This is a genomic window from Desulfosporosinus lacus DSM 15449, from assembly GCF_900129935.1.
In the GTDB taxonomy this organism is placed as follows: Bacteria; Bacillota; Desulfitobacteriia; order Desulfitobacteriales; family Desulfitobacteriaceae; genus Desulfosporosinus; species Desulfosporosinus lacus.
Map to the genome: position 1 here is coordinate 25502 of NZ_FQXJ01000019.1, position 19090 is coordinate 44591.

The 19090-nt window shown below is 40.2% G+C and carries 19 protein-coding genes and 1 pseudogene; 11 read left to right on the forward strand and 9 right to left on the reverse strand.

What is annotated here, in order from left to right:
* Positions 1 to 56: 56 nt before the first annotated feature.
* From BUB11_RS20695 to BUB11_RS20715, 5 genes and pseudogenes are all read left to right on the forward strand, one after another.
* Positions 57 to 1829: pseudogene (locus BUB11_RS20695) on the forward strand (FAD-dependent oxidoreductase); the annotation flags it as partial.
* A 734-nt stretch (positions 1830 to 2563) separates the two neighbouring features.
* Complete coding sequence (locus tag BUB11_RS20700) at positions 2564 to 3349, forward strand: VanW family protein (RefSeq protein WP_073031977.1); 786 nt, start codon at positions 2564 to 2566, stop codon at positions 3347 to 3349.
* Between the two features lie 82 nt (positions 3350 to 3431).
* Positions 3432 to 4181 (forward strand): N-acetyltransferase, encoded by a 750-nt coding sequence (locus BUB11_RS20705; protein WP_073031890.1) that lies wholly within the window; start codon positions 3432 to 3434, stop codon positions 4179 to 4181.
* A 120-nt stretch (positions 4182 to 4301) separates the two neighbouring features.
* Positions 4302 to 4943, forward strand: coding sequence for a class I SAM-dependent methyltransferase (locus BUB11_RS20710; RefSeq protein WP_073031891.1), 642 nt, complete (start codon positions 4302 to 4304; stop codon positions 4941 to 4943).
* 20 nt (positions 4944 to 4963) lie between these two features.
* A complete protein-coding gene (locus tag BUB11_RS20715; RefSeq protein ID WP_073031892.1) occupies positions 4964 to 5338 on the forward strand; it encodes an MmcQ/YjbR family DNA-binding protein in 375 nt (124 codons plus the stop codon).
* A 97-nt stretch (positions 5339 to 5435) separates the two neighbouring features.
* Here the strand turns inward: BUB11_RS20715 and ilvD are convergent, their stop codons facing one another.
* Positions 5436 to 7097 (reverse strand): dihydroxy-acid dehydratase, encoded by a 1662-nt coding sequence (gene ilvD / locus BUB11_RS20720; protein WP_073031893.1) that lies wholly within the window; start codon positions 7095 to 7097, stop codon positions 5436 to 5438.
* Between the two features lie 144 nt (positions 7098 to 7241).
* Here ilvD and BUB11_RS20725 point away from each other — a divergent pair, with 144 nt between their 5' ends.
* Positions 7242 to 7676 (forward strand): GNAT family N-acetyltransferase, encoded by a 435-nt coding sequence (locus BUB11_RS20725; RefSeq protein ID WP_073031895.1) that lies wholly within the window; start codon positions 7242 to 7244, stop codon positions 7674 to 7676.
* Positions 7677 to 7698: 22 nt separating this feature from the next.
* Here the strand turns inward: BUB11_RS20725 and BUB11_RS28865 are convergent, their stop codons facing one another.
* Positions 7699 to 7821 (reverse strand): hypothetical protein, encoded by a 123-nt coding sequence (locus BUB11_RS28865; protein ID WP_282434029.1) that lies wholly within the window; start codon positions 7819 to 7821, stop codon positions 7699 to 7701.
* Positions 7822 to 8057: 236 nt separating this feature from the next.
* Here BUB11_RS28865 and BUB11_RS20730 point away from each other — a divergent pair, with 236 nt between their 5' ends.
* The 3 genes from BUB11_RS20730 (at position 8058) to thpR (ending at position 9432) form a co-directional block, all read left to right on the forward strand.
* The gene (locus BUB11_RS20730; protein ID WP_143187676.1) at positions 8058 to 8273 is read left to right on the forward strand and encodes an aspartate/glutamate racemase family protein; all 216 of its coding nucleotides are present in this window, start codon (positions 8058 to 8060) and stop codon (positions 8271 to 8273) included.
* Positions 8274 to 8603: 330 nt separating this feature from the next.
* Positions 8604 to 8867: a YcxB family protein gene (locus tag BUB11_RS28485; protein WP_242947628.1), complete on the forward strand. Its 264-nt coding sequence runs from the start codon at positions 8604 to 8606 to the stop codon at positions 8865 to 8867.
* A 19-nt stretch (positions 8868 to 8886) separates the two neighbouring features.
* Positions 8887 to 9432: an RNA 2',3'-cyclic phosphodiesterase gene (thpR, locus tag BUB11_RS20740; protein WP_073031899.1), complete on the forward strand. Its 546-nt coding sequence runs from the start codon at positions 8887 to 8889 to the stop codon at positions 9430 to 9432.
* A gap of 32 nt (positions 9433 to 9464) precedes the next feature.
* Here the strand turns inward: thpR and BUB11_RS20745 are convergent, their stop codons facing one another.
* From BUB11_RS20745 to BUB11_RS20760, 4 genes are all read right to left on the reverse strand, one after another.
* Positions 9465 to 11036: an N-acyl-D-amino-acid deacylase family protein gene (locus BUB11_RS20745; protein ID WP_073031901.1), complete on the reverse strand. Its 1572-nt coding sequence runs from the start codon at positions 11034 to 11036 to the stop codon at positions 9465 to 9467.
* A gap of 254 nt (positions 11037 to 11290) precedes the next feature.
* A complete protein-coding gene (chrA, locus tag BUB11_RS20750; protein WP_073031903.1) occupies positions 11291 to 12553 on the reverse strand; it encodes a chromate efflux transporter in 1263 nt (420 codons plus the stop codon).
* 78 nt (positions 12554 to 12631) lie between these two features.
* Positions 12632 to 13456: an extracellular solute-binding protein gene (locus tag BUB11_RS20755; protein ID WP_073031905.1), complete on the reverse strand. Its 825-nt coding sequence runs from the start codon at positions 13454 to 13456 to the stop codon at positions 12632 to 12634.
* Positions 13453 to 13851 (reverse strand): PadR family transcriptional regulator, encoded by a 399-nt coding sequence (locus BUB11_RS20760; protein ID WP_073031907.1) that lies wholly within the window; start codon positions 13849 to 13851, stop codon positions 13453 to 13455. Before BUB11_RS20760 ends, BUB11_RS20755 begins: the two co-directional genes overlap by 4 nt.
* A 222-nt stretch (positions 13852 to 14073) precedes the next feature.
* Here BUB11_RS20760 and BUB11_RS20765 point away from each other — a divergent pair, with 222 nt between their 5' ends.
* Entirely contained in the window at positions 14074 to 14913 is an 840-nt protein-coding gene (locus BUB11_RS20765; protein ID WP_073031909.1) for an NAD(P)/FAD-dependent oxidoreductase, read from the forward strand.
* 81 nt (positions 14914 to 14994) lie between these two features.
* On the opposite strand, the gene BUB11_RS20770 is transcribed toward BUB11_RS20765, so the two are convergent.
* From BUB11_RS20770 to BUB11_RS20780, 3 genes are all read right to left on the reverse strand, one after another.
* On the reverse strand, positions 14995 to 15324 hold the full coding sequence (locus BUB11_RS20770) for a hypothetical protein (RefSeq protein ID WP_073031911.1): 330 nt from the start codon (positions 15322 to 15324) through the stop codon (positions 14995 to 14997).
* Positions 15325 to 15590: 266 nt separating this feature from the next.
* Positions 15591 to 16484: a homoserine kinase gene (gene thrB, locus BUB11_RS20775; RefSeq protein WP_073031913.1), complete on the reverse strand. Its 894-nt coding sequence runs from the start codon at positions 16482 to 16484 to the stop codon at positions 15591 to 15593.
* A 30-nt stretch (positions 16485 to 16514) separates the two neighbouring features.
* Positions 16515 to 17807, reverse strand: coding sequence for a homoserine dehydrogenase (locus BUB11_RS20780; RefSeq protein WP_073031915.1), 1293 nt, complete (start codon positions 17805 to 17807; stop codon positions 16515 to 16517).
* A 398-nt stretch (positions 17808 to 18205) separates the two neighbouring features.
* Between BUB11_RS20780 and ilvE the strand changes: the two genes are divergently transcribed.
* Positions 18206 to 19087, forward strand: a complete 882-nt coding sequence (gene ilvE, locus BUB11_RS20785) for a branched-chain-amino-acid transaminase (RefSeq protein WP_073031917.1) — start codon at positions 18206 to 18208, stop codon at positions 19085 to 19087.
* Positions 19088 to 19090 lie beyond the last annotated feature (3 nt).

Genomic DNA, 19090 nt, shown 5'->3' on the forward strand with positions numbered 1-19090 from the left:
TGTAAGATCAAATAGATAGTCGAAAAGGAAATTGCAGAACCTAAGGAGGATAAGCAGTGAGTAAAAAGGTTTTGATTATTGGTGGTGTTGCTGGAGGGGCATCTGCAGCAGCGAGGCTTAGAAGACTCGACGAAACTGCGGAGATTATTATGTTTGAAAGAGATGAGTACATTTCTTTTGCAAATTGCGGTTTACCCTATTATATTGGAGGGACCATAAAAGAAAGAGAGAGTCTTTTAGTCCAGACTCCTGAAAGCATGAAGAGTCGATTTAATATCGACGTAAGAATCAACAGCGAGGTAATTGATTTAGATACCCGTAATAAAGTAGTAACGGTCAGAACCAAGAACAATGGTACTTATAAAGAGATTTATGATTACCTTGTCTTATCCCCCGGCGCAAAAGCGATTAAACCTCCTATAGAAGGTGTCAATAGTCAGAGAATCGTAACATTAAGGAACATACCGGACACTGATCGGATCAAAGCCTATGTGGACAAAGAGGGAACTAATAGTGCAGTCGTCATTGGCGGCGGTTTTGTCGGTGTGGAAATGGCAGAGAACCTAAAACATAGAGGGCTTGACGTTACATTAGTTGAAGCAGCACCACATGTCTTGGCACCTTTCGACTCGGATATAGTTGGAGCTATGGAAAAGGAACTTTTCGATCATGGCGTCAAACTTATCTTAAATGATGGGGTTAAGTCATTTAAGGATCAGGAAAGCAGTGTGGAGATAAGCCTTAACAGTGGGAAAACATTGGTTACGGATCTTGTGATCATGGCCATTGGAGTTGTTCCAGATACAGGATTTCTTAAAGAAAGTGGAATTAAGATCGGTCCTAAGGGCCATATCTTAGTCGATGAATACATGGCAACCAATGTGGAAAACGTCTATGCAGTTGGGGATGCCATCGAAGTCGTTGATTTTGTCAACAAGCAAGCGACAACGATTCCGCTTGCAGGGCCTGCTAACAAACAAGGTCGAATAGCAGCGGACAATATAGCCGGTCTAAGGACTTCTTATAAGGGAACTCAAGGTACTTCGATTATTAAGGTCTTCGGCTTAACAGCAGCTAGTACCGGGAATAATGAGCGGACTCTGAAACACCTTAATATTCCTTATAAAACAATTACCGTACATCCAGTGTCTCATGCCTCATACTATCCTGGAGGATTCATGATGACCTTGAAACTGATCTTTAATGAAGAAGGTAAAATCTTAGGAGCACAGGGCGTAGGCAGTGATGGTGTAGATAAGAGAATCGACGTCATTGCAACGGTTATAAGACTGGGTGGAACTGTCTCAGATTTGACGGAATTGGAGCTTTGCTACGCACCACCTTATTCATCAGCAAAAGATCCCGTCAATATGGCGGGCTTTGTTGCGGAGAATGTCCTGGCTGGCAGAGTGGATATCATGTCGATCGAGGAATTTTTGGATTATGACCGAGAAAATACGATCTTAGTGGATGTCCGTACAGAAACAGAATATAATAATGGACACCTTGAGGGAGCACTCCACATTCCAGTGGATAGTCTGAGAGCAAGGTTAGGGGAACTCGATAAAACTAAAGAGATCTTGGAATATTGCCAAATTGGGCTCAGAGGGTATGTGGCTTCCAGGATCTTAACCCAAAATGGATATAACGTTAAAAATCTCACCGGTGGCTATAAATCTTGTCTTATGTCGCCGTTAAAACCTCCTTGTGTTGTTCCTGCAGCGACCTCAGAAAAACAGAGCGTCGATCCCGATACTCAAGTTGTGAAAAGTGATACGGGAAAAGAGATCAGTGATTATAAGAAAAAGCAGAGTGATTGTGGGATATGTTCAGAATAGTGGTCTAAACAAGACGGAATTTCGGCTGGGAGCCTCCAATATTGGGGGCTTTTTTATTTTGCCAAGTACGATTCGGAGATTCCGATGTTAATATGTATGTTTAGAATGCTAGAATTGCTGGAGTGAGCTAGGTCTTGCCTTCTCTGGCACATAATTTATTGAAAAGCACCGAAGTCTAGTCGGATTAATGTATAAGCTGGAGATGGTTTCAATTCTGGGTGTATAGGTTAATAATTGAATTTAATGAAGGACATGTAAGATGTTTGTCGAATTTCTAATTTAGGATAGTTTTAGGTATTTGCAATAATTATAACCGGATTAAAATAATGGGATGTCAAGATTATATATGAACATGTTCGCATAATATCTATCTGATTCGGATTGTAATTTACGAAGTGTGGTTGGGGTTGATGTTGGTTGAGTATGAGCTTAGCAATTGCAGTAGCAATATATCTAGTGGTACCATTACTTCTGTTCTATAAGATCGTAACGACGATACGAGTTAGCGAAAAACTTAGGGTAATTCTTTTGCTGGTGTTAATTGCGAGTTTCAGTATAGTAACGTACTTATTGTTTCAATACATCGAATATCAGATTATTACGAATATAACGAAATAGAGTTGCTTTTTGGAAGTGAGAACATTTGATCATGAGGGGAGTGGGTAGACTTGGAGTTTAATACTCTTTTTCACTCTGAGCGTCCGGTCAAACGTTCAGATTTACGTATGCTCCTAGGGAAGTTGTATTATACTTGGCGTCGCTATTTTCAGTGGATTTTTCATCGATCAATTAAGTATGCGTCTGGTTTCAAGGAAACTCCTCTTCCGTATCTTATCGCTAGCCATAGCACTCCATTATATAGACGCCTGAGAAATGTAGATATGTGGCTCCAGCAAAACAAGGTAACTAATCTAAAACTGGCTTCAGTTAAAATACATGGTTTAATATTAAAGCCAGGTGAAACATTTTCTCTCTGGCGTCTAGTTGGTAAACCTTCAAAGGCAAAGGGATTTAAGAAAGGGATGGTTCTGACAAACGGATCATTTTGTCCGGGGGTGGGAGGTGGCCTTTGTCAACTTTCTAATCTCATATATTGGATGGCAATTCATACACCGTTAACCGTCACAGAACGCTGGCGCCATACACATGACGTTTTTCCTGATAGCAACCGGACACAACCATTCGGAAGCGGGGCTACTGTTGTTTACAATTATATTGACTTACAAATAAGAAATAATACTTCACAAAACTATCAACTTTTGCTCTGGATAAGCGACTCAGAACTACGTGGAGAATGGAGAAGCGAGCAGTTGTTGACTCAAAAATATGAGGTTTATGAAAGTGACCATCTGATTACTCATGAATGGTGGGGGGGTTACATACGTCATAATGCAATTAGGCGAAAGGTTCTTGACGCTGTCAACAAGCAAATAGGTGATGAATTCATCACAGAGAATCACGCAATCATGATGTATGAACCAATGCTGCCGTCAGTGGGCAAAACTATATAATAATGAGTTTACAGTAATTCCAATTTATTTGTATGCTTGAGTCCAACAGGCCATATAAAGCGTATGCGAGGGAGGAATGTTGATGAATATCATTACAATTACTAAGGATAATCTTGAAGAAGAACATATTTGCTGTGCTATTTCAGATAACAACGACTGTCAAGTTATGTCGAAAAAAGCATGGATGGCGGAACGTTTTGCAGATGGCCTTGTATTTAAAAAAGGGGATGTCAGAGGAAAAGTCTTTATTGAATATATACCTGCTGAAAAAGCTTGGTGTCCCATAAACGCTGAAGGGTATATGTTCATTAATTGTTTATGGGTTTCAGGCCAATACAAGGGTCAAGGAATCTCCAATGAACTTTTAAATGAGTGTATTGACGACAGCAAAAGAAAAGGAAAGAAGGGATTAACAGTTCTTTCTTCAAAAAGTAAAATGACCTTTTTGTCAGACCCCAAATACTTCAAATATAAAGGCTTTTTGTTAGCGGATACTGCGTTACCTTACTATGAACTTATGTATCTTCCATTTGAAGAAAATATTGAGAAGCCATGCTTTAAGTCTTGTGCAAAAGATGCAAAAATAGGTGAACAGGGTTTTGTATTATTTTACAGTAATCAATGTCCCTTTACTGAAAAATATGTGTCCTTAATTGTGGAGACAGCAAAGAGCAAGGGGATAGCCTTTCGAGTGGTAAAGTATCAAACAACTGAACAGGCCCAAAATGCACCTGCCCCATTTACAACTTATAGTTTATTTTATAACGGAGAATTTGTAACAAATGAAATTCTCTCAGATAAAAAGTTTGCAAAGCTTTTAGCAAATTTATGAGTGAGGGATAAGTAGGCAGATCCTATTTTTTTTACCGGACACCAAGTCAAGTAAGTTTCTTCAGATGATTATGCCATCTAGTATGGTAACTCCTATCAAGGAAAAAAAGGATGATTGGATTTGGATAAAACGCTGAAGACGATAGAAACATACGATAAACATGCGGATTCATATCAAAGCAAGTTCATGGATTTCGAGAGTTATAAGAGTAAATTAAAGGGGTTCTGCGATATTTTATTGCCTGGTGCAAAGATTTTAGATGTAGGATGTGGTCCTGGAAATGCTGCAAAGCTCTTGATCGAATCAAATAAAGACTTTGAGATCTTAGGCATCGATCTTTCAGCAGAGATGATTAATCGTGCGCGAGCAAACGTCGTATCTCCAAAGGTAAACTTCTTGGTTGGAGATATCAGAGACCTGAATTTAAATGATGAGGTATACGATGCAGTTGTATTATCATTCTGTTTACCCCATTTATTAAATGAGGAAGCTGAGAAACTTGTTAATGATATAAGTGCAGTATTAAGCAGGGATGGCTTCTTATATTTGAGTTGTATGGAGGGAGTGAAATCGGGTTTTGAAACAACTAGTTTTAGTCCTGACGATTACATATTCTTCAACTATTACTCGGAAGACTTTATTCAGAAAACACTAGGGAAGAACAATTTAAGGATACTGCAGCTTCACCGAGATTTATACCCTGAAAGTGACGGCAGCTGCACGACAGACATGTTCATCTATGCTCAAAAGTTATCGAATTAAGTGAAATGGAGCGATTTTAAATGAACTATGAATGGCTTGACGAGTACTGTCTTTCTAAGAAAGGATCACAAAAGGATTTCAAGGTGGAATGGGATGCGACAAGATATCTTATTGGTGGAAAAATGTTTGCTATGCAAGGTGGAGATAAAGATAAAAAGGCGATTATTACCTTGAAATGCGATCCCTTATTTACGCGATCCCTGCGAGAAAATTATCAACATATCGTTGCAGGCTATTATATGAATAAAGAACACTGGAATTCTTTGTATTTAGATGGCGATGTGCCCGATGATATCGTAAAACAAATGATAGATATGTCTTATGAATTAGTTGTAGGAAAACTCAGTAAGAAAGCGCAAAAAGAAATTAGGGAAGAAAAATTATCGTTGAGTTAAGCTGGTGGTTAAGAGAACCGTCAAACTTGCCGAAAAAAAAGCAACCAGCGAAACCCGAATGCGGTTGCTGGTTGCTGGTTGCTTTTTGCTTGTTATGCTATTGCTTTTGAATTTCTAAAATTGCGCCTTTGTTTCCTGACGTTACCAGGGCGGCATATCTCGAAAGGTATCCGGTTACAATTTTTGGCTTTCTTGGCTTCCAATTTGCTCTTCGTTTTTCTAGTTCTGCGTCACTTATAACAAAATTGATTTCATTTGCCATAATGTCAATTTGGATAGTGTCTCCGTTTTCTATTAAGGCGATATTTCCTCCTACCGCTGCTTCAGGAGAAACATGACCGATTGCCGCGCCTCTGGTGGCCCCACTGAATCGCCCATCGGTAATCAGTGCGACGCTTCCTCCAAGTCCTGATCCCATAATAGCCGAAGTGGGATTTAACATTTCTCGCATGCCTGGTCCGCCTTTAGGGCCTTCATACCGGATTACAATAACATCTCCTGCTGTGATTCCGCCGGAAGTAATTGCTTGCATGGCATCTTCTTCGCAGTCAAATACTTTTGCCGGGCCTTCGTGTTTAAGCATTTCTGGGGCCACGGCGGAACGCTTGACAACGCAGGAATCAGGAGCCAGGTTTCCCTTTAATACAGCAATCCCACCTGTTTTACTATAGGGATTTTCGACAGGCCTGATTACCTCAGTATTTTTATTCAGACAACCTGCAATGTTTTCTCCTACAGTTTTACCAGAGCAGGTTATTAAATCTGTTTTAAGCAAACCTAATTTATTGACTTCGTTCATAACCGCGTAAATGCCGCCAGCTTCATCGAGCTCCTCTACAAAGTTATGCCCGGCAGGCGCGAGGTGGCATAGATTAGGAGTTTTGTCACTAATTTCATTAGCGATTTCAAGATTTAATTCAATACCGCATTCGTGAGCAATCGCAGGAAGATGCAACATGCTGTTGGTACTGCAACCCAAGGCCATATCTAAGGTCAAAGCATTTTCAAAGGCATCCTTAGTCATAATATCTCTTGGCAGGATATTCTTTTTCAGTAACTCCATAATCTGCATACCCGCGCGCTTTGCCAGCTGAATACGAGAAGAATAAACCGCAGGGATAGTTCCATTCCCTTGCAACCCCATTCCCAATACTTCTGTAAGGCAGTTCATACTATTGGCTGTATACATGCCTGAACAGGAACCACAGGTTGGACACCCTTTATTTTCAAATTCTTGTAATTTTTCCTTAGTAATTTTTCCTGCTTGAAATTGACTGACTGCTTCTGAAACACTGGAAAAGCTAACCTTTTGCCCATCCACTTTGCCTGCAAGCATCGGTCCGCCGCTGACGAATATGGTTGGAACGTTTAATCTTGCTGCAGCCATTAACAATCCAGGAACATTTTTGTCACAGTTTGGAACCATAACCAGTGCATCAAAGGCATGAGCAAGTGTCATGGCTTCAGTAGAGTCGGCAATCAATTCTCTAGTGACAAGAGAATACTTCATGCCCTGATGTCCCATCGCCAAGCCGTCACATACAGCAATCGCAGGGAAAACAAGAGGAGTCCCTCCAGCCATGGCTACACCCAACTTTACAGCGTCTACGATTTTATCGAGATTCATATGCCCTGGGACGATATCGTTTTGAGAACTTACAATGCCGATTAAGGGACGTTCTATTTCCTCATTAGTCAATCCCAGCGCATGAAACAATGCGCGGTGTGGTGAAGTCTTGGTTACTGCATCACTATTCATTCTATAAACACCTCTCTTATAATGCGTTGTATAATTATATTATAGATTGTATGATGTCCAATGTCTATAATATTTTAATGAACATTATATGGAGAGAATGAAAAAAAAGATAAAATAGGTACACTTATGGTGGAGGTAGAAAAAATGATAATTCGAGACATGATTGCAGAAGATATTCCTCAACTTGCAGTGCTATACAAGCAATTTTGGAATGAAGAGTCTTCGGTTGAAAGTATGTATGAAAACTTCAGCAAGTTTCAGGAGGATGATTCATACTTATTGCTTAGTGCTGTAGAAAACAATCAGCTAATAGGTTCTGTAATGGGAATTATCTGTGGGGAGCTGTATGGAGGTTGCAAACCTTTTATGGTGCTGGAAAATATGATCGTTGATAATAAATATAGAAATCATGGGGTTGGGAAAGGACTGATATCGGAGCTTGAAAAAAGAGCTGTCGAAAAAGGCTGCTCACAAATAATTCTTGTCACAGACACTAATAGAATTGATGCTTGTAAATTTTACGAATCCGCAGGATATAATCCTGACACGCATAAGGGGTATAAGAAGAAACTGAAATGATTTTCAGCGAGTGAGATTAGCTTTAAGCAACTTTAGGATTGGTTATATTTCTTAATTCTTTAAACTGAATGATTTCTTTTATAGAGGCATTTCCAAATAAAGCTATCAAAATCTTTAAATCGGATAGCTTCCCCGATATTCCCATTATATTCCTCCTATTAAAAAGCATTCTTCCCGTATTTTCAACAAATTTATCTTTATATTTATACGTTGGGAAACAAGCTATTAGGAGGGTCGGAAATATTGTAAATCATGGAAGCCCTAAAAGGCTAAGGATCGTCTGACGGTGAGTTGAAGTATATTCTATAAATGGGCTAATCCTTATAAGGATTTAAAGGTTGGGCAGCAAAACTTGGGTCATACTAGAACTTAAGGGAGGGTATGATTGGTGAAGAAAATTGGGATGATAGGTGGTTTTGGGCCGGAGGCCACACTAGATTACTACCGGTTAATGAGGAAAAGATTGAGGGGTTAATCTTGGGCTGTACAGAATTACCCCTTATTCTTACAAAGGATGAGTTTAATATTCCGTTCCTAAATACTGCTAAGATACACGCAGAGAGTGTCATTAGATATTGTTTAGGAGAGAAAACATGAAATACCAATTCATTATCTAAGGGAAAAGGGTGTTTTAGTTTTGTAGGAAATGAAAGGAGAAACGATGTGAATTTTACGTACGAATTAAATAAACAGGATCTCATTGATTTCAATATATTCCATATTACCTATTCTAAATTAGCGAGGCGGTCGTTTTTTTTACAACGGTATGTTTTTTCGTTATCTTTTTTAATTTTACCTTTCATAATTAGGAATTTTACGAATATGCCGCTAGGGTACTGGTTAGTTGTATTTATTCTCTTGTATATATACTGGGTTGCATTTTACCCAAAACGTATAAGGAAGATCGTTTCAAGGAAAATCTCAAAGATGCTTGCTGAGGGAAAAAACCATAGTGTGGTTGGAACTCATAATTTGGCGATATCTGAAACTGAAATCGTTGATAATAGTCAACACAGTGAAGCAAGGACACCGTTCAATGCTGTAGAAAATATTGTTGAAGACAAAGAACATATTTTTATCTATGTAAATGCTGATTCAGCACACATTATTCCGACTAGAATATTTGAGAATCATGAAAAAAAGAAAGAGTTTCTGGCCTTATTAAATAATAAGGTTGGTCGATTGAACTAAAATACAAGGAGAATACCGTATGAGATTATTCATTGGAGTGGATTTGCCAGCTGAAATTAAACAAGCCCTGATTGAATTTCAGTCAGAGCTAAGACTTCTCGGGGTTAATGGGTCCTTCAAATCACAAGATAATTTTCATATAACCCTGGAGTTTTTAGGGGAATTAGATGCCAGTAGGATTCCAGCACTTACTGAAACACTTTCTAGAGTCGCGAGCAACTTTAAACCCTTTGATTTAAATATAGTTGGATTAGGGGCATTTCCTTCTTTTAAACGTCCTCATACATTGTGGACCGCGGTAAATGGAAGTTTAACTGAACTAAATAGACTAAGGGATGAACTACATAGTGAACTCAGAAACAAGAGCTTTGAATTGGAAGAACGGCAATTTAAACCGCATGTAACCTTGGCCTCTCGTCCCAACCTTGACAATATAGATATTTCTACTGTTCAATCTGGAACGCTGGGTGAATTCCTGGTAAAGGAAGTTGTTTTATTTGAGAGCAGGGCTATAAGTGGAAAAAGAGTCTATACCGATTTATTTAAAGTTCGTTTAGAACCTTAAAATTTGAATCATTGTAATAGTATTAGTATTCTTCATAAAACTTTGCCATTTCTTGATAATAATTGGCCCGAATTTAATTGTTTTATAGTTCCATCATCCAAGGCTGCTTTGCCATTGATGATCGTATACTTAACCCCTTTAGCCATAGTAAAGGGGTTTTTATAGTCTATTTCAGGGTTGAAGGGATAAGAGTAATTATCCATATCGATGATGGTGATATCGGCTGACTTTCCTGTAGAGAGCGTACCTCTATTACTCAACCGGAATTGTTGTGCGGGTAAGGAAGTAATCCTTCGGATAATCTCTTCTAATCTCACACCGCTTTGTCTGCACAAACTAATAAATAGCGGAAATGAACCTTTTCTAAATAATTCATACCAGGCATAAGGGTCGTCGAATTCCCCGGATACTCTATCCGAACCAACCATCACCAGTGGATTTTGGGCTATGCTATCAGGATAAGGCGTTCCTGGGAAATCCTGTCGGATAAGTCCTCCGTGACAGAAGGTCAGTTCATGACGATCATTTTCTAATAGATCGAGGAGTAGTTCATTAACGCTCATCTTACTCTCTATCGCAAGTTCCTTTAAGGTTCGAGTTTCCATGGACGGATCCCCGGTATTGATAGCCATGAGGTGCTCTTTAAAACGTATTCTTTTTATTAATTTGCGTCTTTCTTCGGAAGTCAGGATGGAATCACAGTTAGTTAAATACTGAAATAAGCGATCTTTTCTCCTGAAGTGTCCACTGCTCTTCGGGATAGTATCAACAGCGATTTCCAAGCCTTGTTGCCTGGCAACTAATATTTCATCAAATCCCTCAGGACAATTCGGCGTCAGATGGGACACCTGTACTCGTATGCCTGTTGCTTTGCCAATAGTTACAGCTTCCTGGACGGCTTCCAAGGTGCCCAGATAGTTTCGAATATGGGATGTATATATTCCATCGTATTTTTTTACTGCCTTGGCAAGTTCTATGATTTCATCTGTTTCAGCATATTTGCTGGGGCTATAGGTCAGGCCGGTTGAGATCCCTAAGGCGCCTTGTTCCATGCCCTCTTCAACCAAATGAATAATTTTGCTTTCTTCTTGGGCTGTTGGTTTCCTATGCTTTGTGTCCCCTATAATACTCCATCTTAAAGTACCATGCCCTAAGAGAAATCCCATATTCAAGTTGGTTCCTTTGTTCTTGATAACATCTGTATAACTGAGAAAATCCGCCCAGGCCAATCCCACACGCTTATTTTGTTCCATTGTTTTTACTGATATAAGCCCTTTTTTAACCATATACTTATAAATATTATCCGAAGAATAGGGAGTTATGGAATGCCCACAGTTTCCACTAATCGTCGTCGTTACTCCTTGACGTAAATACTCTTCAAACCTACCACTGGATAAAACGGTAAGCTCTTCATGCGCGTGGGGGTCGATAAAACCAGGGCATACCGTTAAGCCAAAAGCATCAATGATTCTTTCAGCTTGGAATTCGATTTTGGTTGATATTTTGATGATCTTTCCTTGAGATACAGCTAGATCACCATAGAATCCAGGCTTTCCTGAACCATCAATAATAAAACCATTCTTTATTAAGAGATCACAGTACACTCAATTTCACCACCCAATTACTCTACTTTGTTTTTTTGCTTATTTTAACCGTAGATTACAAATCGAGACCAGATAGTGGTCTCGATGAACTTAGTGAATTATTTACTTAAGACTATAAATATAAAAGTCGTTAATTGCAACCGTCCACTTAACCTTTTATTTGTCTATGACAATCCTTGACCGATCCTTGTCAAGATTAAGTCAATGATACAAGGGTCATTGAAGGTAGTGTCCTGTCCTTTTTTCGTGTTTCATTAAAAGATTAGGAGTGAGAGTAGAGCTCCGGAGATTATGATCCAGAGAGTGTCAATCTTAGTAAAGCGTTGTACGAGAAAAGCTGCTAAGGCAATTCCGATGGTCGGTAAATCGATTAAGGAACTCCCAGCTAATTTAATTATTACAGCCCATAAGGTGCCGATAAAGGCAGCTACAATTCCGGTAATCACCATTTTAATAATATCAGTCTTACCAGCTCGATTATAAAGATCGGAAATAAGATTGACTACAGCGAAAGCAGGTAAATACATATTGGCCATAGCTAGGGCTGCCCCAAATAATCCAGCCACTTTGTAGCCGATAAAGGCAGAAATTACTGTGACCGGACCAGGAGTTAGTAAGCTTAAGGCCAGGGCGACCCCGAATTCTTGATCAGTAAGGAAATGATATTGATTGACCATTGAATCCTGAATAAATGGGAGCATTGCATAGCCACTCCCAAAAGTTAATCCCCCGATCTTAAAGAAGGTGTTTCCAAGCTGTTGAAAAGTCGGGTTGCTAAAATTTATAATAAAATTAATAGAAATAAGCGTTGAAAGCATAATTAACATAATTATGTATTTTTTTTTGCTGAACATAAATTTAACAGTCATGACGGTTTTTTGAGAGGTCTTTTTCGCCATCCAAAACCGTTGATCCATCAAAGCTTTCCAACCGGAAAAGTGAATAGTCAGGAAAGTAAACACTAGGCTTGTGACTCCTGCAACAAGGAGAAGTGAAATGATATTAACTTTCAAGAAATAAATCATAAGAAAACCGCTAACTGCCAAAATCGTTAATTGAGGGGAGTTTACCCCTCTTTTCCAGAGATCGATAATGGTGTTTAGCACAAGGCCCACAACTAATGCACCTACACCCTTAAACAACGCGGTTACTAAGGGGATATCGTTATAGTTCAGATAAAGGTGGGTAAGAATGACCATGAGTATAAAACAAGGAATTACGAAAAAAACCGTGGCAACTAAGCTTCCAGAAAAACCTCTCAGGAAATAGCCAATGTATGAATTTAGATTTACAGCAGGCGCTCCGGGCAAGAGCTGGGAAAGAGCTACCCCGTTTAGATATTCCTCATCTGTCATCCAGTTTTTCTTATCGACAAGGGATTTCTTGGCTTCACCAAGCGCGGCTAAACTATACGACACGAGTCCAATGTGAAGAACCGTTGTGGCAATTTCAAAGAGGCTCACCAATCTGGGCAGTTCCGAAGAAGGTTTATTCTCGTTGTTGGAGTTAATCTCCACGCTGATGCCTCCCTTAATTTGTATCGCATTTCACAAGAGAATAGTCACAGGCATTTTTTCGTGTCATTACAGAGAAATTTAGCAGGGGATAAGCCCACATTCTTCTAATATTGAATTGCCATCAGGTCCAGTCAGCAGTTCGACAAAGGATTGAGCCAATTCAAGATTTTGACTTTCTTTAGATATGCCAATTGCAAATTCAATGGGTTTACCATGGATGATAATGTTCTTCCCGGGGACTTTGCTTTCTACGGATACAGCCGCCTGGTCATAAAAATTTGCATGAGCAGGGTTTGAGAGGTTGACCTTTGACGGCAGGGTGATATAGGGAAGTCCCAGCTGTTCAGCCTCAGAAGAATAAAGAAAAGCATAATCAACCTTACCATTAACTAGAGCACTTGCAAGATCCAATGATTTAGGGTAAAGCGAGTAGGGGATACAGGCTGATTCCATTTTTGAGTATAGGCCAGGTCTTGAATAGAAGGATTCAGACAATTGCCAAACCATCAGTGTTCTATAGCCGCAAGGATCAAGATGATGGTCAGAACGGGCAAAAGTAACTTGAGGATCAAGTAGAGTTTCAAACCAATTCCCTTGATTAATCTCCTCGCTCCCCTTAGAAAGTTGACTATATCCAATCACAATTTGATCAGCTGCAAAAATATAATAACTTTTCACTAAATCGGGGACCAGCAATTCCGCAAAGAGTGCCTGATCAGCAAGGGCAATAATGTCATAGTTTTCTCCAGATAATAAGCGCTTCGCTCCCTCCCTTGAACCAACTCCGGTCGCCTCAAATGTAAGATTTGCATTATGGCTGGAAAAGTGTTTAACACATTTTCTTATCACTTGTTGTAAGGCACCAGCATGGATAATTCTGAGAGTTTTCGATAAACTGCTCAAGGTTTATGCACCCCATTTTCCTCATTAAATAAAGATTCTTCATACTGGCTATAAGCTTGCAAGAAAATCTCCAGCTTGGCCTTTTGTTGAGAGATGTATTGAACCCAAATCTTTAAAGACTTCTCCCCTTGAGGAGTTAATTGATAAAGTCGCCTGCCTGGGCCGGATTCACCAACCTCCCAATGGGAGTTAATAAGGCCATCCTTATCCATACGTCTTAGATTTCGATAGACTGTTGCAGTATCTGCCTCTCCGTTTTTAAAATCTGCATCGTTCAAGCGTTGAATCAGCTCATACCCATGAGAAGCCTTTTGTCCCAGGAGAAGAAGTAATTCAGCTTGAATGGAGCGCTCAATGGGGATAGTTAAGGTATTTTTATCAATATTTTCGTTCATATATGTACTCCTCAGCTAATGTCACCGTGCACATAGGTTTATTGTGTATATTCTACTATGTATATAGGCAAACCGTCAATCACTAGAACATGAAAAAGAAACAAACCTGAAACTAAGCTTAGAAGTATAAAGACTGAAAAATCCTTTTTAGTCTTTATGTATTATCATCATTTGGGAAAGACTATAACAAGCCGTTCTATAATATAAAGGAGGATACTATTGATGTCAGAAGATCTTCATGCACTAAAAGATCACTATGAATTAGCTATTATAGGGTGCGGACCAGCTGGGTTATCAGCGGCCCTTAATGCTAAAATTAGAAATCGTGATTTTGTATTACTGGGTTCTGAATTTTGCAGTCCCAAACTCTCGAAAGCTCCACAAGTGGACAACTGGCTTGGTTTCCCGGAAATTGGAGGGGAAGAATTACGGCAGCGGTTCCTAGACCACGTAAAGGAAAAGGACATACCAATCACGCCGTTTAAAGTGACAAATATTTATCCTGGGCCGCCATATACACTGATGGGCAAAGAAAAATCCTTTGAAGCGGATACCATAATTATTGCAACATGTGATGGACCCTTATATAAAGATAAAAAGGTAGCTATCATTTCTTACAATCAAGAAGGGGAAGATGAAGCTAACTATATGGCAAATATTTGTTCTAAAGTCTACTATATTCCTTATTACAGTGAAATACTGAAGCTTGATCCACGAGTTGAGATTAAAAAAGGCAAAGCTAAGAAAATCACAGGGGATCAAAAGGTGGAGCAACTTGACCTAGGGGAGGAACAATTGATCGTTGATGGGGTCTTTATATTGAGAGACACCTTACCTGCCGAGCAGTTGGTGTCTGGCTTGGAAATGGAGGAGGCCGCTATTAAGGTCAATCACAAACTAGAGACAAGTATGCCGGGTTTATATGCTGCGGGAGACTGCACAGGCCAACCTTATCAACTGATTAAGGCAGCTGGAGAAGGCGGAACAGCGGCCTTGCAGGCAGTCAAATACTTAGACAGTTTAAAATCTGCTGATCCTCATGAGGTTGTCTCTATTCACTGAAGTATTAGAGCCGCTGTATGCTGACATTAATTCGGCAAACAGCGGCTGGTTAGTCCTTAGTCAATTTTCTTTATACTGGAATTACTGTGGTTTCTTGAAAATTGACCAGATTGGCCACTTTAGTATATCTTTATATTTTTCTAAGTCCAGTTGGAAATTATCTTTGCGGTTGGCGTTAAATATGGGAAGCAGTGTTTCCAGTATTTTTGAAATTCCCGGGGAGAGTGGAGATGGCTCAGAAGTTGATCCTGAGGAATTTTCCTTTTCCTTTGACTCCAGTGGTCGAATAATGAGTTCAGATAGTTGCTGTTCAGGATCAGGCAAGTCTTCTTTAGTTAGTTGCTCAGGAGATGAGCCATCCGTTCCCCTATTTTTCTTGAATAATTGAATTGAGTTATAATTTTTATTCATAGGATTCTTCCTTTCTAAGCGCTGAAAATAAGATTGTGTTTCTATTAGGATATGTCAGATTACGTCCAATTGTTTATACGACCAGACCATAAGGTTAGTGAGCGTTTGTCCACTTTTAATATACTGCAACCAAAGACAAATGAAGGGCGAAATAAAGAAAAGCCCACCTTTCAAGGCGGGCTGGATGATTAGATAAAGCAAAGATTATAGACGTTCTGCAGTGAGAGCAAGTCCTATATTGACTATATGGAACACATAAAAGTTGCCTAAATTGATGAAGCTCCGTTCGCATCAATCTCAAGGACCATAGCCTCAGCGTTAATGCCGTGCTTTTCTAACATATTTGTCATGATTAGGGAGACATCCTCTGTAAAGCTTCTGGGAATGAGGGTCAACAGTGTAGGGCCGGATCCACTAAGTGCAGCACCATAAGCCCCAGCTTGAAGAGCCGCTTCCAATGTTTCTAGTAAGCCGGGAATAAGCGCAGCGCGTTGACTTTGGTGAAGCTTATCACACATGGCTTCCTTTAAAAGGGAATACTCTTCACGAATGAAGGCTTCAGTAAGCAGCGAAACATGAGAAATATTAAAAACGGCATCCTTTCGATGAACTTGCGGCGGCAGGATACTGCGCGCTTTTTTGGTATTGAGGGGTGTATCTGGGATAATAACAACCGCCTTTAGATTAGGGGATTGAGCTAAGACTCTTGGAAGTACTCCCTTTTCTGTGGGAACAGATAGAGTCACGCCACCATATAATGCGGGAGTAACATTGTCCGGATGTCCCTCTAAGGCATTGGCTATCTGTAGTAACTCTAACTTTGTATAAGGTGATCCGGCTATTGCGTTAGCAGCCGCAAGTCCTCCAACGATGGCTGCAGAACTGCTGCCTAAACCCCGAGCAGGAGGAATGCAATTTTCAAAGGTTAAATCGACAGTTGGGACAGGGTAGTGGATAAGGTCCCAAAAATGACACATAGTTCGCCAGACAAGATTGCTTTCATCTGCTGGGATGCCCTCTTTGTAAGAACCAGTTAAAGAAATTCGAAAGGGGCGTTTAGTTTCTACAGTGATCGTATTGTAAAGTTGAAGGGCCATTCCTAAACAATCAAAACCAGGTCCGAGATTGGCGGAAGTAGCCGGTATCTTTATTCGGAACATCATATTCCTCCCTCATTTTAAATGGGATATTTATGATTTCTGGTCCTCTTTCTCAAAACGGATGACATTGTCAATGCTAAGGACCTTGCTGTAGGCCTTGACAGAATCAAGGGCTTCTTGAAGTGCTCCTTCACGGCAGGGGTGAGTAACGAGGACTATTTCTGCCTGATCCGCGCCGCGAGGTTTTTGGATAATGGAAGCAAAACTAATGTTCGCTTCAGCGAAAAGTAAAGCTAGGGTAGCAAGGACACGGGGTTCGTCTTTAACAAGCAAACGGATATAAAAGGCAGTATAGAAATCCGAGACAGCCTTAAGGGGCAGGTCCAGGTAACAAGTACAATTAATAGAAGAAGTTGAGTTGGATTGGATGTTGCGTGCTATGCGCATAATATCGGATATTATCGCACTGCCTGTGGGGAGTGAACCTGCTCCCCGACCGTAAAACATAGTTTCTCCAACAGCATCTCCTACTACATAAATAGCATTAAAAACACCGCTTACAGAGGCGAGGGGATGAGAAAGAGGCAATATAGCCGGATGGACTCGAACTTCGATACCTTCATCTTGGTGTTTAGCAACGGCTAAAAGCTTGATAGTACAACCAAGCTCAGCAGCATAGGTCAGATCCTCGCGAGTGATTTTAGAGATACCTTCTACAAAGACGTCGCTGAGAGCAACTCGTGAATTAAATGCGAGAGAAGCAAGGATAGCAAGTTTGCGTGCTGCATCCAGGCCATCAACATCCGAAGAAGGGTCAGCCTCGGCATACCCCAATTGTTGTGCTTCAGCTAAGACTTCTGCATACTCGCGCCCCTGTTCGGCCATGGCAGTAAGGATGTAGTTGGTCGTTCCATTGATGATTCCAAGTACATGTGTAATTCGATTGGCAGCCAGGGACTCTTTTAGAGCCGCAATAATCGGAATTCCACCTCCGACACTTGCTTCAAAGTAAAGATCTTTCCCTGCGGCATTGGCGGCATCAAGAAGTTCATGACCATGAACTGCAATTAGATCTTTATTTGCGGTAACAACACTTTTTCCATGTTGCAAAGCGTCTAAGATAAATGTACGGGCAGGTTCAATTCCTCCCATTACTTCCACAATAATGTCGATTTCAGGGTCATGAAGAACTGCTTCCGGTTGATCAGTGAGGAGAAAGTCTCCGCTAATATCCCTTGCACGTTGAAGGTCACGGTCAAGTATTGCTTTGATTTGAAGGTCGCAGTGGGTGCGAGTTTGAATGTCGACTGCATTCTGTTGCAATACTTGTACTACACCGCATCCAACAGTGCCTAACCCCAAAATACCTATTTTAATGGACATGATAATTTACTCCTCTCAAAAAAACAAATGTATCTGCATAGTGGACATTATACATTGTTCTATCCAGCTTTGACAAGGAAATTCTAAAGGAATTTCGCACAATATTAGTAAATTAGGGTTGACACTTTAGACTGTATTCTGTATCATATACACAAAGTTCTCAATACAAATGTAATATAACAGAAAAGGAAGTGTACCTAGGGTTCCGAGGATATACTCCCCCCCAAAAAGGGCTAGAGGTCAACAGACCGGGGAGAACCTGACTGGTCCAAGCGGTACAGAATCCATAATGGGTTTACACCGTGGGTAGAAAAAACCCAAGCGGAAAGTTCCACGTTACTAGGGGACTGCGCTTGAGGTTTTTAATTTTTACACTAGTTTATTGGAGGGTTGGTTAGATGGGTCTGATTATTTACTTGAATGGTTCTTTTGTTTCTGAAGAAGACGCAAAAATATCCGTTTTTGATCACGGTTTTTTATATGGTGACGGTATTTTTGAAGGAATTCGCGCCTACCATGGTCGAGTGTTTAAATTAGAAGAACACTTAAAACGCCTCTATGAATCTGCGAAATCGATCAACTTAACCATTGGTATTAATAAGAAAGAGATGCAAGAGGTCATTTTGGAAACGCTCCGCCAAAATGGTTTAAAAGATGCTTATATTCGCTTAGTGGTGTCACGAGGTAAAGGTGACCTCGGCCTAGATCCGCGAAAATGTTCAAAGGCTACTATCATTTGTATAGCTGCACAAATTAAGCTCTTTGAGCCAAGTATGTATGAGCAAGGTTTAGAAGTGAAAACTGTGGCCATCCGTAGGAACAATCCTGATTCCTTAAACCCTAGAATTAAATCTCTTAATTATCTTAACAATATACTTGCGAAAATCGAGAGCACTCAGGCTGGTGTCATAGAAGCTATTATGCTCACCCAAGATGGATATGTGGCAGAGGGGACGGCGGATAATATTTTTATCTATCGTAATGACGTCTTATTGACCCCTCCTCTTTCGGCAGGAATACTAGAGGGCATTACGCGAAATACTGTAATTCAGCTCGCTAAAGAACTTAAAATTGAAGTGAAGGAAGAGCTATTTACTCGTCATGATTTATATACCGCTGACGAGTGTTTTCTCACTGGTACGGCAGCTGAATTGATTCCGGTAATCAATGCAGATGGACGTGAGATCGGGGATGGTGTTCCCGGTCCAACGTTTAAGCAACTTCTGGAGGCATTTAGGGCGCATACTCATGTCAATGGTCCTGATATTTACAGCAGTTAGAAG

What these genes read in the sequence shown, in the direction of transcription:
- thrB (WP_073031913.1), bottom strand. Translation starts at nt 16,484, where the DNA reads ATGTTCCGAATAAAGATACCGGCTACTTCCGCCAATCTCGGACCTGGT.
- BUB11_RS20730 (WP_143187676.1), top strand. Translation starts at nt 8,058, where the DNA reads ATGATTGGTGAAGAAAATTGGGATGATAGGTGGTTTTGGGCCGGAGGC.
- BUB11_RS20770 (WP_073031911.1), bottom strand. Translation starts at nt 15,324, where the DNA reads ATGAATAAAAATTATAACTCAATTCAATTATTCAAGAAAAATAGGGGA.
- BUB11_RS28865 (WP_282434029.1), bottom strand. Translation starts at nt 7,821, where the DNA reads ATGGGAATATCGGGGAAGCTATCCGATTTAAAGATTTTGATAGCTTTA.
- thpR (WP_073031899.1), top strand. Translation starts at nt 8,887, where the DNA reads ATGAGATTATTCATTGGAGTGGATTTGCCAGCTGAAATTAAACAAGCC.
- BUB11_RS20715 (WP_073031892.1), top strand. Translation starts at nt 4,964, where the DNA reads ATGAACTATGAATGGCTTGACGAGTACTGTCTTTCTAAGAAAGGATCA.
- ilvD (WP_073031893.1), bottom strand. Translation starts at nt 7,097, where the DNA reads ATGAATAGTGATGCAGTAACCAAGACTTCACCACACCGCGCATTGTTT.
- BUB11_RS20705 (WP_073031890.1), top strand. Translation starts at nt 3,432, where the DNA reads ATGAATATCATTACAATTACTAAGGATAATCTTGAAGAAGAACATATT.
- BUB11_RS20760 (WP_073031907.1), bottom strand. Translation starts at nt 13,851, where the DNA reads ATGAACGAAAATATTGATAAAAATACCTTAACTATCCCCATTGAGCGC.
- BUB11_RS28485 (WP_242947628.1), top strand. Translation starts at nt 8,604, where the DNA reads ATGCTTGCTGAGGGAAAAAACCATAGTGTGGTTGGAACTCATAATTTG.
- BUB11_RS20780 (WP_073031915.1), bottom strand. Translation starts at nt 17,807, where the DNA reads ATGTCCATTAAAATAGGTATTTTGGGGTTAGGCACTGTTGGATGCGGT.
- ilvE (WP_073031917.1), top strand. Translation starts at nt 18,206, where the DNA reads ATGGGTCTGATTATTTACTTGAATGGTTCTTTTGTTTCTGAAGAAGAC.
- BUB11_RS20700 (WP_073031977.1), top strand. Translation starts at nt 2,564, where the DNA reads ATGCTCCTAGGGAAGTTGTATTATACTTGGCGTCGCTATTTTCAGTGG.
- BUB11_RS20765 (WP_073031909.1), top strand. Translation starts at nt 14,074, where the DNA reads ATGTCAGAAGATCTTCATGCACTAAAAGATCACTATGAATTAGCTATT.
- BUB11_RS20725 (WP_073031895.1), top strand. Translation starts at nt 7,242, where the DNA reads ATGATAATTCGAGACATGATTGCAGAAGATATTCCTCAACTTGCAGTG.